This is a genomic window from Streptomyces sp. NPDC005281, from assembly GCF_040607495.1.
Taxonomy (GTDB): domain Bacteria; phylum Actinomycetota; class Actinomycetes; order Streptomycetales; family Streptomycetaceae; genus Streptomyces.
On record NZ_JBEXGX010000020.1, the window covers coordinates 135,496 to 150,739 of the forward strand.

At 71.8% G+C, this 15,244-nt stretch carries 12 protein-coding genes; 4 read left to right on the forward strand and 8 right to left on the reverse strand.

Translation table 11 applies throughout. The features are described 5' to 3' along the window. Window positions 1-109 precede the first annotated feature (109 nt). Window positions 110-1,795, forward strand: coding sequence for a glycosyl hydrolase family 18 protein (locus tag ABZV42_RS26885; RefSeq protein ID WP_355975635.1), 1,686 nt, complete (start codon window positions 110-112; stop codon window positions 1,793-1,795). A gap of 394 nt (window positions 1,796-2,189) precedes the next feature. Further along, window positions 2,190-3,566, forward strand: a complete 1,377-nt coding sequence (locus ABZV42_RS26890; protein WP_355975637.1) for a M14 family metallopeptidase — start codon at window positions 2,190-2,192, stop codon at window positions 3,564-3,566. A 77-nt stretch (window positions 3,567-3,643) separates the two neighbouring features. Here ABZV42_RS26890 and ABZV42_RS26895 read toward each other — a convergent pair whose 3' ends face one another. The 5 genes from ABZV42_RS26895 to ABZV42_RS26915 all read right to left on the reverse strand — a co-directional run bounded on the left by ABZV42_RS26895 (window position 3,644) and on the right by ABZV42_RS26915 (window position 8,421). Continuing rightward, window positions 3,644-4,456, reverse strand: coding sequence for a hypothetical protein (locus ABZV42_RS26895; protein WP_356053894.1), 813 nt, complete (start codon window positions 4,454-4,456; stop codon window positions 3,644-3,646). Between the two features lie 63 nt (window positions 4,457-4,519). Then, on the reverse strand, window positions 4,520-6,004 hold the full coding sequence (locus ABZV42_RS26900) for a gluconate:H+ symporter (protein ID WP_355975642.1): 1,485 nt from the start codon (window positions 6,002-6,004) through the stop codon (window positions 4,520-4,522). A 142-nt stretch (window positions 6,005-6,146) separates the two neighbouring features. Further along, entirely contained in the window at window positions 6,147-6,557 is a 411-nt protein-coding gene (locus ABZV42_RS26905; protein ID WP_356053896.1) for a RidA family protein, read from the reverse strand. Continuing rightward, on the reverse strand, window positions 6,554-7,345 hold the full coding sequence (locus ABZV42_RS26910) for an IclR family transcriptional regulator (RefSeq protein ID WP_356053898.1): 792 nt from the start codon (window positions 7,343-7,345) through the stop codon (window positions 6,554-6,556). The genes ABZV42_RS26905 and ABZV42_RS26910 overlap by 4 nt, the downstream gene beginning before the upstream one ends. Beyond that, entirely contained in the window at window positions 7,342-8,421 is a 1,080-nt protein-coding gene (locus tag ABZV42_RS26915) for a sugar kinase (RefSeq protein ID WP_355976135.1), read from the reverse strand. The genes ABZV42_RS26910 and ABZV42_RS26915 overlap by 4 nt, the downstream gene beginning before the upstream one ends. A 186-nt stretch (window positions 8,422-8,607) precedes the next feature. Here ABZV42_RS26915 and ABZV42_RS26920 point away from each other — a divergent pair, with 186 nt between their 5' ends. Both ABZV42_RS26920 and ABZV42_RS26925 read left to right on the forward strand, forming a co-directional pair. Continuing rightward, entirely contained in the window at window positions 8,608-9,885 is a 1,278-nt protein-coding gene (locus tag ABZV42_RS26920) for an amino acid deaminase (RefSeq protein ID WP_355975649.1), read from the forward strand. A gap of 32 nt (window positions 9,886-9,917) precedes the next feature. Next, complete coding sequence (locus ABZV42_RS26925; RefSeq protein WP_355975652.1) at window positions 9,918-11,546, forward strand: D-aminoacylase; 1,629 nt, start codon at window positions 9,918-9,920, stop codon at window positions 11,544-11,546. A 20-nt stretch (window positions 11,547-11,566) separates the two neighbouring features. On the opposite strand, the gene ABZV42_RS26930 is transcribed toward ABZV42_RS26925, so the two are convergent. From ABZV42_RS26930 to ABZV42_RS26940, 3 genes are all read right to left on the reverse strand, one after another. After that, complete coding sequence (locus ABZV42_RS26930; RefSeq protein ID WP_356053900.1) at window positions 11,567-12,469, reverse strand: serine protease; 903 nt, start codon at window positions 12,467-12,469, stop codon at window positions 11,567-11,569. Window positions 12,470-12,605: 136 nt separating this feature from the next. Next, complete coding sequence (locus tag ABZV42_RS26935; protein ID WP_355975658.1) at window positions 12,606-14,369, reverse strand: P-loop NTPase fold protein; 1,764 nt, start codon at window positions 14,367-14,369, stop codon at window positions 12,606-12,608. Window positions 14,370-14,426: 57 nt separating this feature from the next. Then, a complete protein-coding gene (locus tag ABZV42_RS26940) occupies window positions 14,427-15,134 on the reverse strand; it encodes a hypothetical protein (protein WP_356053902.1) in 708 nt (235 codons plus the stop codon). Window positions 15,135-15,244 lie beyond the last annotated feature (110 nt).

The following is a 15,244-nucleotide window of genomic DNA, read 5'->3' on the forward strand; positions in this document are numbered from 1 at the left end:
CAACCCGATTGGTCTGGACCAACTTGTATCCACCGGCGGTGGCCACCGTTCCGTTCCCCCTCCCCTCCCCCACCTCTCCCTGGAGGACCCAGTGGACCGCGTCACCCGTATGCCCGGACGGAGATGGGCGGGAGCCCTCGCCGCCGCCGTCACCGCGTCCGTCCTCTCCCTCACGGGCCTGGCCGGCCAGGCCCAGGCCGCCGACGTCAACAACGTCAAGAACAGCGGCTTCGAGTCCGGCCTGAGCAACTGGACCTGTTCGGCGGGCAGCGGTACGACCGTCTCCTCCCCGGTGCACAGCGGCTCGGCCGCGCTTCGGGCCACGCCCGCGGGGCAGGACTTCGCCCAGTGCTCCCAGTCCGTCGCGGTGAAGCCCAACTCGACGTACACGCTGAGCGCCTGGGTGCAGGGGGCCTACACCTACCTCGGGACGACCGGCACCGGAACGACGGACGTGTCGACCTGGACGCCCAACACCACCTGGACGCAGCTCTCGACCACCTTCACCACCGGCGTCTCGACGACCTCGGTGACGGTCTGGACGCACGGCTGGTACGGGCAGCCCGCCTACCAGGCGGACGACGTCTCGGTGTTCGGCCCCGACGGCGGCGGTGGCGGCGACCCGGCCCCGACGGTCCCGGCGACCCCCGGGGGCCTCGCGGTGTCCGGCACGACCTCCTCGTCCGTCTCCCTGGCCTGGAACACGGTGTCGGGCGCGACCGGCTACAACGTGTACCAGGGCGGCTCCAAGGTCCAGGCGGTGAGCGGCACTTCCGCGACCGTCTCGGGGCTCACCGCCTCGACGGCGTACTCGTTCCAGGTCTCGGCGACCAACTCGGCCGGTGAGTCGGCGAAGTCGTCGGCCGTCACCGGGACGACGGCCGCGTCCGGCGGTGGCGGGGGCGGCGGTACCGTTCCCGCGCACGCCGTGACGGGCTACTGGCAGAACTTCAACAACGGCGCGACCGTGCAGAAGATCTCCGCCGTGCAGTCGCAGTACGACATCATCGCGGTCGCCTTCGCCGACGCCACGAGCACGCCGGGCGCCGTGAGCTTCACGCTCGACTCGGCCGGGCTCGGCGGCTACACCGTCGACCAGTTCAAGGCCGACATCAAGGCCAAGCAGGCCGCGGGCAAGAAGGTCGTCATCTCCATCGGCGGCCAGAACGGCACCATCTCGGTGAGCGACTCCACGTCGGCCGCGAACTTCGCCAACTCCGTCTACTCCCTGATGCAGACGTACGGCTTCGACGGCGTGGACATCGACCTGGAGAACGGCCTCAACGCGACCTACATGTCCCAGGCGCTGCGGTCCCTGTCCGCCAAGGCCGGCTCGTCCCTGGTCATCACCATGGCCCCGCAGACCATCGACATGCAGTCCACGTCGAACTCCTACTTCCAGACGGCGCTGAACATCAAGGACATCCTCACCGTCGTCAACATGCAGTACTACAACAGCGGTTCGATGCTCGGCTGCGACGGCAAGGTCTACTCGCAGGGCTCGGTCGACTTCCTGACGGCGCTCGCCTGCATCCAGCTCCAGGGCGGTCTCGACCCGTCCCAGGTCGGCCTCGGCCTCCCCGCCTCCACCAGTGGCGCGGGCAGCGGCTACGTCTCCCCGACGATCGTGAACAACGCCCTCGACTGCCTGACCAAGCTCACCAACTGCGGCTCGTTCAAGCCCTCCAAGGCCTATCCGGCCCTGCGCGGCGCGATGACCTGGTCGACGAACTGGGACGCCTCGGCGGGCAACGCCTGGTCGAACGCGGTGGGCCCGCACGTGCACGCGCTGTAGTTCCGGCGGTCCGGCGCCCTTCTCCCGGGCGGCCCTCTTCCCCCCTTCCCGGGCGGGTTCGCCTTCCGGCCCCGCTCGCCGCACTCGCGGCGGGCGGGGCCGGTGCCGTTGCGCGCGGCGGGCGGGGCCGGTGCCGTTGCGCGCGGCGGGCGGGGCCTGCGCCTGTACGCACGGTGGACGGGGCCGACAGAGGTGCGCGCGGCGGACAGGGCCGGCGCTGTCTCGCGCGGCCGATTCCCGTCGACGGACCTTTGTCGTCTCTTGACCTGCTCATGCCATGACCCTCACCATGAGCGCCACACCCGTACCAGGCACGTCACCTTGAGCCACCTTCCGGCTCCGCTCCCCCACAATTCCGGAGATCCCGGGATTACCGGAGAAACAAGGAGACTTCATGCGACTTCGCCTACGCGGCAGGGGCACCGGCAGCGCCGACGGCAGGGACAGAGGCGGACGGCGCTCCGCCGCCCTCGCCGTCCTCGCGGCGCTCGCTCTCGCGGCCCCCCTGACCGCCACCGCCACGGACGCCACAGCGAGCGGGGCCAGGGTCCACAGGCCCTCGTCCGACGACGTCAGGCAGTACGAGATCCACCAGAGCTCGACCCCCGCGTCCCGCACCGAGATCCAGCGGTCGGGGGTCACCGTGGACGAGGCCGACCGGGAGACCGTCGTTGTCTCGGGCCGCGCTGACCAGATCGCCGCGCTGCGCCGCCAGGGCTACGACGTCACGCCGCTGGGCTCGGCTCCCGACCGCTCCACCGCGGCCGGGGACGTACGCCTCTTCGATTTCCCGACGGCGGACTCGAAGTACCACAACTACGCCGAGATGAACACGGAGATCGACCAGCGGCTCGCCGCGTACCCGGGCATCATGAGCAAACGGGTGATCGGCAAGTCCTACCAGGGCCGGGACATCGTCGCCATCAAGGTCAGCGACAACGTGGCGACCGACGAGAGCGAGCCCGAGGTCCTGCTCACCTTCCACCAGCACGCCCGCGAGCACCTGACCGTGGAGATGGCGCTGTATCTGCTGCGCGAACTCGGGGCCGGCTACGGCAGCGACTCCCGGATCACGAACATGGTGAACAACCGCGAGATCTGGATCGTCCCGGACCTCAACCCGGACGGCGGCGAGTACGACATCGCGAGCGGCTCCTACCGCTCGTGGCGCAAGAATCGCCAGCCCAACTCCGGTTCCTCGTACGTCGGTACGGACCTGAACCGGAACTGGAACTACAAGTGGGGCTGCTGCGGCGGCTCTTCGGGTTCCACGTCATCCGAGACCTACCGCGGCGCGTCGGCCGAGTCGGCGCCCGAGGTGAAGGTGGTCTCCGACTTCGTGCGCGGCCGGGTCGTCGGCGGCAAGCAGCAGATCACCGCCGGGATCGACTTCCACACCTACAGCGAGCTCGTGCTGTGGCCGTTCGGGTACACCACCTCCGACACGGCCACCGGAATGACGGCGGACGACGCGGCCGCGTTCAAGGCCATCGGCCAGAAGATGGCCGCCAGCAACGGGTACACGGCCGAGCAGGCCAGTGATCTGTACATCACGGACGGCTCGATCGACGACTATCTCTGGGGCACCCAGAAGATCTTCGACTACACCTTCGAGATGTATCCGACGTCCAGCTCCGGCGGCGGCTTCTACCCGCCCGACGAGGTCATCGAGCGGGAGACGTCCCGCAACCGGGACGCGGTGCTCCAGCTGCTGGAGAACGCCGACTGCATGTACAGGTCCATCGGCAAGGCGGCCCAGTACTGCTCGTAGCGGACCCGGTGCCGGCCCGGCCGAGGACAGGGGATCCGCGCGCCGTACCTGACGGGGCGCGCGGATCCCCGTACCGCTTACGGCTTCTCGGCCTCGACCGCGTCCGCCGAGTCGTCCGGCGCGGCCGCCTCGGAGTCCTTGGAGTCCTCGGAATCCTTGGCCTCGGCGGTCGCCTTGGAGTCGTCCGACACCTCGGACCCTTCGGAGTCCTCGGGCGCCTCGGCCTCGGCGCTCACCGCGGACTCCTCCGCGGCCCCGGTCCCGTCACCGTCCTCGAAGTAGGTGTCCAGGACGGCGTCGAGCTGTTCCTCCCACTCCTTGAAACGTGCCCGGGCGTTCGCCTCGATCTCTATCGGATACCAGCGACGCTCCGGCGTGTGCACCGTGATGGTGAACCGCTTGCCGAAGCGAGGCGACTCCGTCTCGACGGCGCCGATCTCGTCCCAGCGGAACTCCGCCTGCTGGTCGTCCAGACGCAGCAGGACACCGCTGTGGTCGGCCCTGATCGAGGCACGCCGGTCGGAGGCCTCGAAGACGGGACCGTCGGGGACGGGACCGGACTCCGGATCGGTCCCGGAATCGGTCTCCTCCCCTGACACGGACTCCTCGGACTCCTCGGACTCCTTGGACTCCTTGGACTCCTCGGACTTCTCCGGGGCCTCGGCGGCGGGCGCCTCGCCGGACGCCGTGCCGCCGGAGACCGCATCGTCGGACGCCGCCTCGCCGGGGACCGCGTCGTCGGCGGCGGGTTCCCCGACGGTGGCCTCCTCGGTCTCCGCGACCGCGTCCTCCGGCTCCGCCGGCACGGGTGACGTAAGCCCGGGGATGTACGCCGGGTTCACCGCGGCGGCGTCCAGGGGCTGGCTCTTCGAACCTATGCGCTGCTCCACAGCGGAAGTATGGTCGAAGATCCTGTGCGGGGCACAGTCAGCCCCGAATTGGCGATGCCTCTGTTACACGAAGGGACTCAACACAGCGGCCACGGCGAACCCCGCGACGGACAGCACCGACTCCAGAACGGTCCAGGTCCTCAGCGTGTCGCGCTCGGTGATGCCGAAGTACTTGGCCACCATCCAGAAGCCTCCGTCGTTGACGTGCGAGGCGAAGATGGAGCCCGCGGAGATCGCCATGATGACGAGGGCGACGAAGGCCTGGGAGTGGTGGCCCTCGGTGAGCAGCGGCGCGACGATGCCGGCCGTGGTGACGATCGCGACCGTGGCCGAGCCCTGGGCGACCCGCAGGACCAGGGAGATCAGGTAGGCCAGGACGATGACGGGGAGTCCGACGTCGTTGAAGGTGTCCGACAGCGCCTGGGCGACCCCGCTGGCCTTCAGCACGGCGCCGAAGACGCCGCCCGCGCCGACCACGAGCAGGATGTTGCCGACCGGCTTGAGGGACGAAGTCGACACCTTCTCCAGGGACTTGCGGGACCAGCCGCGCCGGATGCCGAGGAAGTAGTAGGCGAGGAGCAGCGCGATCGTGAGTGCGACGAAGGGGCTGCCGAAGAACTCGACGACCGAGCGGAGCGTGGAGGGGTCGAGGGCGACCGAGGAGAAGGTGGCCGCGAGGATCAGCACCAGGGGCGTACCGATGATGCCGAGGACCGTGCCGAGCGGCACCGGCTTCTCGCCCGGCTCGGCTCCGGTGGCCCGCTGCTCCTCGACGACGGCCCGCCTGGCCTCGGCCGCCGCCTCGACCATGTCCTGCGGCACGGGGACGAAGATGCGCCTGCCGATCCAGGCGGCGTAGACCCAGGCGGCCAGCACGGCGGGGACGCCGCAGACGATGCCCATGAGGATCACCCAGCCGAGCTGGACGTGCAGCAGTCCCGCGGCGGCGACCGGGCCGGGGTGCGGCGGCAGGAAGGCGTGGGTCATCGACAGGCCGGCGAGCAGCGGCAGACAGTAGAGGAGGATCGACTTGCCGGAGCGCTTGGCGGCTGCGTAGACGAGCGGCGCGAGGACGAAGATGCCGACGTCGAAGAAGACCGGGATGCCGAAGACCAGGCCGGTCAGGCCCATGGCGAGGGGGGCTCGCTTCTCCCCGAAGAGATTGAGCAGCCGGGAGGCCAGCACCTCCGCGCCGCCGCTGACTTCGAGGATCGCCCCGAGCATGGTGCCGAGGCCGATGATGATCGCGACATGGCCGAGGATGCCGCCCATGCCGGTCTCGACGACCGACACCGCGGTGGACCGCTGGACGGTGCCGAACAGTTCCGTCACGGAGAGTCCGGCGGCCAGGCCGACGGCTATGGAGACGGCGAGCAGGGCGACGAACGGCTGGAGCCTGACCTTGATGATCAGGAGGAGCAGGAGCGCGATACCGAGGGCGGCGACCGTGAGCAGTCCGGCCGTGCCGTCGAGGAGGAGAAGGAGACCGCCGGTGTGGGGTGGTGTCTCCGGGGCCGGGGCTGTGGCTGCGAGCGGGTACGACGACATGTCGGGGGGCCTCGTTTTCGTGGGTCCATGGAGCTTTCGGGCAGGGCGGATCGCGGTGCGGCACCCCGGGGTCGGCGGGTGCCGCACCGTGACGTCGTACGGGGTGCGGGAGTTGTGCGGGCGTGGGCCCGGCGGGAAGGCGTCAGCCGAGAACGGCGAGGACGTCGATCTCGACGAGGAGTCCGGCCGGCAGACCGACGTAGACCGTCGTGCGGGCGGCGGGGGGCGCGGTGAGGCCCTGCTCCTCGAAGTACTGGTTGTAGATCTCGTTCATCTCGGCGAAGTGGCCGACGTCCGTGAGGTAGACGCGGATCATCATCGCGTCGTCCCAGCCGGAGCCGCCCTCTTCGAGGATGGACTTGACGTTGGCGAGGGTCTGGAGGGTCTGCTCGCGCAGGGTCGGCCCGGCGGGCGTCGGGGGCCTGCCCTCCTCGGCGGGCAGGAAGCCGACCTGGCCGGCGACCTGGAGGATGTTCCCCTTGCGCACGCCGTGCGAGAACTTCGCGGGCGGGGTGGTGTGGGTCGTGGGGGTGAGGGCGGTCTTGTCGGTCATCGAGCTTCCTTCGTGGATGCCCCGGCCTTGGGGTCTTCCTTCGTGGGGGCTTTGCCTGAGTAGTCGTGGCTGATGGCGTCCGCCGTACGGCGCACCAGCGGGAGCAGGGTCAGGAGTTCCTCGGCGGTGACGACGACGTTGGGCGCGGAGAGCGACATGGCGGCGGCGACGCGTCCGTCGGCGCCGCGGATCGGGGCGGCGACGCAGTTGATGGATTCCTCGTGGCCGCCGAGGTCGGTGGCCCAGCCCTGTTCGCGCACCGTCGCCAGTTCCTTCAGGAAGGCGGGGGCGTTCGGGGTCGAACGGGCCGTGTACATGGGGTAGTCGAGCCTGTCGGCGACGGCGCGGCGCTCGGCCTCGGACAGGTCGGCGAGGAGCAGTTTGGCGACGGCCGCGACGGTGATGGCGACGGGTTTGCCGATCCGCGAGTACATGCGCACCGGGTAGCGGCTCTCCACCTTGTCGATGTAGAGCACCTCGTTGTCCTCGTACACGGCGAGGTGGACGGTGTGGCCGCAGCTCTCGTTGAGGCGGACGAGGTGGGGGTGGGCGATCTCGCGGACGTCGAGGTTCTCGACGGCCTCCTGAGCGAGGGCGAACAGCCGGGCGCCGAGCCGGTAGCGCTGGTCGGACTGGCGGTACACCAGGCCGTGTTCGTGCAGGGTGCGCAGCAGGCGCAGGGCCGTGGACTTGTGGACGCCGAGGCGGTCGGCGACCTGTCCGAGGTCGGCGGGGCCCTCGGCGAGCAGCGGCAGGATGCTCAGCGCTCGGTCGACGGTCTGGCTCATGGCGTACGTACCTCCTCGGCGGCCCGTGCGTCGGCTTCGGTCCAGCCGGGGCCGAGACGAAGTGTCTCCCAGGCACGGTCGTCCAGAGCGGCCAGCCGGTCGGCGTGCCCCCGGGCGGGCGGCTCGGCGAGATCGCCCCGGACGGTGAGGGCGGCGGCGGCCGTCAGATGGCCGTGCCGCAGCCGGTCCCGGGCGGGCAGGCCGCGCAGGGTGGCGGAGAGGAATCCGGCGGCGAAGGCGTCACCGGCGCCGACGGCCGCGACGACGTCGACCCGCGGGGCACGGACGAAGGTGGCGGTGCCGGTGGCGTCCTCGGTCCCCTGGGGGGCGTCCCTGTCGAACATGACGGCTCCGCCCTTGCCGTACTTGACGACCAGGACGTCCGGTTCGGGCAGGGCCTCGCGGATCGCGGCGGCTCCGCGCAGTCCCCAGGCGTCGCCGGCCTCGTCCTGTCCGACGAAGACGATGTCGGCGCCGCGCGCGAGGTCGAGCAGGACGCGCGGTCCCTCCGGGTGGCCGTGCCACAGGCCCGGGCGATGGTTGACGTCGAAGGAGACGAGGGGGCGGCCGGGCCGGCGGGTGGTCAGTTCGCGCATCAGGTCCAGACAGCCGCCGGAGAGCGCGGCGGTGATGCCGGACAGGTGCAGCACGCGGCCGGAGCGCGCGGCGGCCAGGTCCACGGTGTCCACCGTCATGGCGGAGGCGGCGGATCCGGCCCGGTAGTAGGCGACCTCGTGGGCGTCGGTCGCCCGGTCGCCCGCGGTGCGGAAATAGACGCCCGTCGGCCGGCCGGGGTCTCTGCGGACGGCGGAGGTGTCGACGCCGTACGCGGTGATCGTCTCCACCAGGTGGTCGCCGAACGCGTCGGCGCCGACCCGGCCGACCCAGCGGGCGGAGTGACCCGAGCGGGCGAGCACGCAGGCCACGTTCGACTCGGCGCCGCCGATGCCCCGCTCGAACGAGGGCACGTCGGCGAGGCGTCCGGCCCGGGTGGGCAGGAAGGTGACCATGGACTCGCCGAGCGCCACCACGTCGACGCTGCCGGTGCCGGTGCCGGCACCGGCGTAGGCGTCGATGCCGTCGTCGGGGGACGCGGCATCCTCGGGTCCGTTGCTGCTCACGGTGGTCGGGCTCCTCGCTCTGGCGGCCGGCGGCGGCGAACGGCACCGTTGACCTTGCGTCGGCTGGGATGTTAGACAGCTGTAAACGACATACGCAATGACCGTTGCACATACTGCAACGCGACAGGCCGAGGAGGCCCCATGAGCGCCGACACCGCCGCCGCACCACTCGCCGCTCTCGCGGCGGAGCGCGTCGACCACCGTTTCAAGGGCCTGCCCCCGGACGCCTGCGGTCTGAGCGTCGGCGAGCTGGCCGCCCAGCGCCGCAACCTCTTCACGGACGGCTTCACCACCCCCGTCCTCGCCCTCTCCGCCGAGCGCCTGACCCACAACCTCGAACTCATGGAGACGTACGCGACCCGGCACGGCCTCGCGTTCGCCCCGCACGGCAAGACGTCCATGGCGCCCCGGCTGTTCTGGCGGCAGATCGAGCACGGCGCCTGGGGCATCACACTCGCGGTCCCCCACCAGGTGCGGGTGGCCCGGGAGTTCGGCATCGACCGGATCTTCCTCGCGAACGAACTCGTCGACCCGGCGGCGCTCGGCTGGATCGCCGCCGAGCTGGCCGAGGACCCCGCCTTCCAGTTCATCTGCTACGTCGACTCGGTGCGCGGGGTGGAGCTGATGGACGCCGCGCTGCGCGGGAGCACCCGCCCGGTGGACGTCGTCGTCGAACTCGCGGCGGGCGCGGGCGCCCGGACCGGCGCCCGGACGGAGGAGGAGTGCGCGGCCGTCGCCGACGCGGTGGCCGCGACCGGGACGCTCAGGCTGGTCGGCGTCGCCGGATACGAGGGCGAGGTGCCGGACGCGAACCCCGAGCGGGTGCACGCCTGGCTGCGGCGGCTGACCGCGCTCGCGGCGGCGTTCGACACGGCCGGGCGGTTCAAGGACGTCGACACGATCGTCGTCAGCGCGGGCGGCAGCGCCTGGTTCGACGCGGTCGCCGACGTCTTCGCGGAGATCCCCGGACTCTCCCTCCCCGTACTGAAGTTGCTGCGCTCGGGCGCGTACGTCTCGCACGACGACGGCCACTACCGCAAGCTGACCCCGTTCACCCGCGTCCCGGACGAGGGGGCCCTGCACCCCGCGTTCCGCCTCTGGTCGCAGGTCGTCTCACGTCCCTCCCCCGAGCAGGCCTTCACCAACGCCGGCAAGCGGGACGCGGCCCACGACCTCGATCTGCCGTTCGCCCAGGTGGTGCGCCGCGGCGGAACCGAGCGCCCGGCGGACGGCATCGAGGTGAGCAAACTCTCCGACCAGCACGCCTGGCTGCGCACGGCCCCCGAGGCGGACCTGGAGGTCGGCGACTGGGTCGGCATGGGCCTGTCCCACCCGTGCACGTCCTTCGACAAGTGGCAGCTGATCCCGCTGGTCGAGGCGGACGGCACGGTCGTCGACTACATCCGTACGTTCTTCTAGTGATCCGTTCCATACGACACGGGAGTCGCCCCATGGACCTCGCCGACCTGGTCCTCCAGGACGTGGACGTCGCCGACGGCAGCGGCGCCCCCGCCTACCGCGCGGACGTGGCCGTCAAGGGCGGCCGGATCGTCGCGATCGTCAAGGAGGCCGCGGCGGCCGGCTGCCAACGGCCGCGCGGCACAAGGGAACTGGACGCCGAGGGTCTCGTCCTGGCGCCCGGCTTCATCGACATGCACGCGCACAGCGACCTCGCCCTGCTGCGGGACCCGGACCACAGCGCGAAGGCCGCCCAGGGCGTGACCCTCGAAGTCGTCGGCCAGGACGGCCTGTCGTACGCGCCGGTCGACGACCGTACGCTCGCCGAGGTCCGCCGGACGATCACCGGCTGGAACGGCCACGGAGACGACATCGACTTCGACTGGCGGTCGGTGGGCGAGTACCTGGACCGTCTCGACCACGGCTTCGGCGGCGAGGGCATCGCGGTCAACGCCGCCTATCTCGTCCCCCAGGGAACCGTCCGCATGCTCGCCGTCGGCTGGGAGAACCGCGAGGCGACGCCTCAAGAGCTGGCCCTGATGCGGCGGTTGGTGGCGGACGGGCTCCGGGAGGGCGCGGTCGGCATGTCATCGGGACTGACGTACACCCCCGGGATGTACGCCCGGGACGCCGAACTCACCTCCCTGTGCCGGGTGGTGGCGGAGTACGGCGGCTACTACTGCCCGCACCACCGCTCGTACGGGGCGGGCGCCCTGGAGGCGTACGCGGAGATGGTGGCCCTCACCCGTGAGGCGGGCTGTCCGCTCCATCTCGCCCACGCCACCATGAACTTCGGCGTGAACGAGGGGAAGGCGCCGGAGCTGCTCGCCCTGCTCGACGAGGCGCTGGCGACGGGCGCGGACATCACCCTCGACACCTATCCGTACACCCCCGGGTGCACCACGCTGGCGGCGATGCTGCCGAGCTGGGCGGGCGAGGGCGGCCCGGAGACGGTGCTCGCCCGGCTGCGGGACGACGGCACCGCCGAACGCATCCGCCACCACATGGAGGTCGTGGGCTCGGACGGCTGCCACGGCGTGCCCATCGCGTGGGAGACGATCGAGATCTCGGGTGTGAACGACCCCGGCCTCGGCCCGTACGTCGGCCTGACCGTCCGGGAGTCCGCCGACCTGCGCGACGAGGACCCCTGGACCACCGCGCGGCGGCTGCTGGTCGAGGACCGGCTCGGCCCCACGATCCTCCAGCACGTCGGCCACGAGGAGAACGTCCGGACGATCATGCGGCACCGTGCGCACACCGGCGGCTCCGACGGCATCCTGCACGGCGCCAAACCGCACCCCCGCGCCTATGGCACCTTCCCGCACTATCTCGGCCGGTACGTCAGGGAGTTGGGCGTCCTGACGCTGGAGGAGTGCGTCGCCCATCTCACCGGCCGGCCCGCCGCGCGGCTGCGGCTGCCCGACCGCGGTCTGGTCCGCGAGGGGTACCGCGCCGACCTGGTCCTCTTCGACCCGGCGACGGTCGCGGCGGGCTCGACCTTCGCGGCGCCGCGCACCCTGCCGACCGGCATCCCGTACGTCCTGATCGACGGCCGTTTCGTCGTCGAGGACGGGCGCAGGACGGATGTGCTCGCGGGACGGGCGGTCCGCCGCACGGCGTGACCGCCCGCCCTCCCGCGGTGTTACGGCTTGGGCAGGACGCACCCGCCGAGGCTCAGGTCGAGCTTGTTGCGCGTCGTGAAGCAGGCCGGGATCTGGTAGGTCTCCTCGGCGTAGTTGATGCCCTGGCGGACGGTGACGGTGCCGTTCGCGTCGACCTCACACGGGTTGTCCACCGTGCAGCGCTCGCCGTCCTCGTTGCCGGTGTTGTTGACGGCGACGACCTTGCCGGTGGACTGGTCGACGACCGGCGAGCCCGAGGTGCCGCCGATGGTCTGGCAGGCGGAGGTGTAGCGGACCGAGTCCTTCCAGGTCCAGTCACCCTCCTTGAGGCGGTAGACGAACCCGTCGATGCTGCAACTGTAGAGACGCTTCCAGTAGCCGGAGGCCACGGTGATGGCGGTACCGGCGGCCGGGTGCGTGTCCTGCACGGTCAGCGCGCTGATGCCGTACGAGTTCTTGATGGTCGCGTAGGTGCTGGTGAGCTGGTAGATCGTGATGTCGGTGTCGGTCATCGTCGAGTACGCGACCTTGCTCGCGCGCAGGGTCGCGACCCTGGTGCCCGCCGAGTTCAGCAGACCGAAGGTCCGGCTGGACGACTGACCGACGATCACCTCACCCGGGTCCGGGAAACCCGTCTCCAGGCAGTGCCCGTTGGAGAGCACGAGCGCCGGGTCGGTGTCCGCCGAGTTGGGGAAGCGGATGACCGAGCCGGAGCAGTTGCTGAGCGCGACGGTCCCGGCGAGGCTGACGGCCTTGAGCGTGGGCGCCGCCCCGGCCTCCGCCGTGACGGCCGGGGCCGACACGCGCGCGGGAGCCGGGTGGGACGCGGGTACGGCGTGCGGAGCGGGTGCCGCGACCGCGGGTGCCGCGCCCGCCCCGGCAAGCACCAGGGCGAACAGAACGGCGACGAGAGGCTTTCTCATGTGGGGCTCCCCTCTTGCGACTTGGGGCCGCCGGAGGTCGTCCGGCAGCCTTCCGCTGACCGGAGGTCTTCCGGCCACCTGTTGTCATGAGCATTGTGATAGGAGAGGGGAAAGTGAACAAGGAGCCGTTTCCGGCCTAGGCGGCGGAAACTCCGTACGCCTCCTCGGCGTAGCGGAAGAGCAGGGCGCCGCTCGTGGCGACCCTCGCGTCGAGCGCCTCGGCTCCGGCCTCGAGGCTCGGGGTGGTGCGGCTGGTGAAGAAGACGGCGGGCCCGGTGTAGCGCCCGCTCTCCCGCCAGCGGCGCAGATCGCCGAGCCCCGCCTCCCGGTCGGGGCCGCGCTGCACGTCGGAGACGAGCAGGTCGATCCCGGTGGCGCCGAGGATCTGCTCCGCCCGCCTCCGGTCCACGGCCGTCCAGACGCGGGCGCCCCGCGCCTCCAGCCGCTCGGTGAACCGGGTGTTGCGCTCGGGATGGTCGTCGACCCAGAGCACCCGCATCCCGGCGTACGGCGGCCGGCCGCCACCCGGCACCGCTGACGAGCCCGGTTCCGGTGTAGCGTCCGCCGGGTCCGGCGCCAGCCGGGAGGCACCCTGCTGCAACTGCCCCACCAGATCGTCCACCTCGGTGAGCGCCATCAGCTCCTCGATGAGACGGACGAAGTTCGCGTCCAGCGCCAGCTCGGGGAATCCGGTGGGCAGTTGCTCCTCCAGCCGGGCGAGGAGCGGGCTCCAGTCGTCGGGGCGGTCGAGGTCCGGCGCGAGAAGGTCGTAGGCGAGAAGACAGCTCACCGCGACCGGCCAGGTCTCCTCCGTGGGCCGGGCGAACGGCCGGCTCAGCACCCGCCGGGCCGCGCGGTAGCGCAGGAACTCACGGGCCGCGTGCACATCGGCGCCCTCGCGGGCGAGCAGCAGCCGGTAGAAGTCGGGATACAGCTGCTGGAGGAGCAGGACCCGGATGACCGCCTCCGCGCTGAAGGACTCCCACACGGGGTTGAGCGCGCACTCCAGGCCGAAGCCGTTGATGAGCCGCTTGATCCGGCGCGGGTTGCGGGCGGAGCGCAGCGCGATCAGCTCGGCGAGGTGGTCGCCGAGCAGGTCCCGGATGCCGGAGCGCTCCGCGCACCGGTCGACGTACGCGCGCACCTCGGCGGTCGCCGGAACGGGGACCCGGTAGCTCGTCTGGAAGATCTTCTCCATGAACGCCGAACCGGCCGGCGACAGGTCCCGCAGGAGCCCGCTCGGCCCGAGGGCGGAGCGGTCGCAGCCGATGACGAAGGCGAGCCCCGGCACGTCCAGGTACACCTTCACCGCCTCGCACACCGCGAGCACGGTCTCCTCGGAGCAGCGGTCGAGGTCGTCGACGAAGACGACGAGCAGGCGCCGGGTCTCGTACGGCGTGGACTCGGCCCACTCCTGGGTCAGCCGCAGCAGCGCGTCCCGCATCGCGTTGCGGGACGCGGCGTCGGCGGAGAGGTCCCGCCAGAGCCGGTCGACGAGGGCGGCGACCCCGAACGGCGCGGCCCCGAGCGTCAGCGCGGCCCGCAGGAGACCGAAGAGCGCGCCCTGCCCGGAGACCCGGTGCAGCGCCCGTCGCAGCAGCCGCCGGTCGAACCGCGCCAGGACGGACTTGATCAGGCCTTCGAGCGCGTCGGCGCCGGTGGAGGTCCAGGCGTTGTACCAGACGGTGTGGACGCCCTCGCGAGTCCGCAGCTCGGCGTCCACGAGCCGCATCAGGCTGCTCTTGCCCATGCCCCAGCCGGCGTCCACCGCGAGGGTGAGCGGGGTCGCGGCGCGCGAGTCGTGCAGCAGTCGGGCCAGTTCGCGGGCGGCCCGGCCGGTGCCCAGCAGGTCGTCCCCCGGCCCGGTGACCGGCTCGTCGTTCAACAGCGAGAATTCCATGCCCTGCCTCCCCCTTGCGGCAGGGTCAACCTACTGGGGCCGGCCCGGACGAGTCCTCTAACCGAACCCGCCGCCGTGCCCGTGACCGTGGCCGTGCCCGTGGCCGCCGGGGGCGCTCGTCGCCGGGGCGGTCGGGGTGGCCGGAGGGGTCGCGGTGGTGGCGGAGGCCGTGGGCACGGTGGCCGCGGGGGACACGGGTGCCGTGGAGGCGCCAGCGGACATGGAGGCGGACGCGGTCGTGGTCGCTCCCGGGGAGGCGCCGGACGCGTCGGCGGACGGGTCCGGCGCGGGCGCCGACGTGGTGGTCGGCGAAATGGCCGGCGGGGCCCGGAGGGGCCGCGCGGAGGCGGTGCCGGTGGAGTCGGCGCCGGCCTGCGCGGGGTCGGTGGCGAGGTGTGCCGGGCGGGTCGTGGGCCGGGTCGTGCCGCCCGGTCCCCCGGCCGCCCCGGAGTCGAATACCCCGGAGGCCGCGACACCGAGGGCGACGACGCCCGCCGCCGCCCCGGCCACGGCCAGCCGTCCGGTCAGCCTGCCGCGGCGGCTCCGCCTGTGCTGCTGCCGCCGCTCCTGCCGCCGGGCCGAGCCGACGGGCGCACCGGGCACGACGGGCAGGACGCCGGTGTCCTCGCCGTCCGTGTACGCCTTCCGCCAGCCGTGCGCCTCGGCGGGGTCGGCGTACGTCTCGTAGGCCAACGGCGTCGCTCCGTCGCTCTGCGGGAGGTACACCGTCGGCCGGGCTTCGGGATCTCCGGACTGCCAGGACATGATCGCGCATTGTAGGGACCACCTGGGCGTTCGGCGCAGCCGGAGGACAAAGCCGCCGGAACCGACACGTCTCACGTGGTGAAAAACACGCCCCGGCGCGCGGCGGGCCG

Excerpts from the sequence above, each read along its gene's own strand:
- ABZV42_RS26885 (WP_355975635.1), top strand. The coding sequence starts at position 110 with ATGCCCGGACGGAGATGGGCGGGAGCCCTCGCCGCCGCCGTCACCGCG.
- ABZV42_RS26890 (WP_355975637.1), top strand. The coding sequence starts at position 2,190 with ATGCGACTTCGCCTACGCGGCAGGGGCACCGGCAGCGCCGACGGCAGG.
- ABZV42_RS26900 (WP_355975642.1), bottom strand. The coding sequence starts at position 6,004 with ATGTCGTCGTACCCGCTCGCAGCCACAGCCCCGGCCCCGGAGACACCA.
- ABZV42_RS26905 (WP_356053896.1), bottom strand. The coding sequence starts at position 6,557 with ATGACCGACAAGACCGCCCTCACCCCCACGACCCACACCACCCCGCCC.
- ABZV42_RS26910 (WP_356053898.1), bottom strand. The coding sequence starts at position 7,345 with ATGAGCCAGACCGTCGACCGAGCGCTGAGCATCCTGCCGCTGCTCGCC.
- ABZV42_RS26920 (WP_355975649.1), top strand. The coding sequence starts at position 8,608 with ATGAGCGCCGACACCGCCGCCGCACCACTCGCCGCTCTCGCGGCGGAG.
- ABZV42_RS26925 (WP_355975652.1), top strand. The coding sequence starts at position 9,918 with ATGGACCTCGCCGACCTGGTCCTCCAGGACGTGGACGTCGCCGACGGC.
- ABZV42_RS26930 (WP_356053900.1), bottom strand. The coding sequence starts at position 12,469 with ATGAGAAAGCCTCTCGTCGCCGTTCTGTTCGCCCTGGTGCTTGCCGGG.
- ABZV42_RS26935 (WP_355975658.1), bottom strand. The coding sequence starts at position 14,369 with ATGGAATTCTCGCTGTTGAACGACGAGCCGGTCACCGGGCCGGGGGAC.
- ABZV42_RS26940 (WP_356053902.1), bottom strand. The coding sequence starts at position 15,134 with ATGTCCTGGCAGTCCGGAGATCCCGAAGCCCGGCCGACGGTGTACCTC.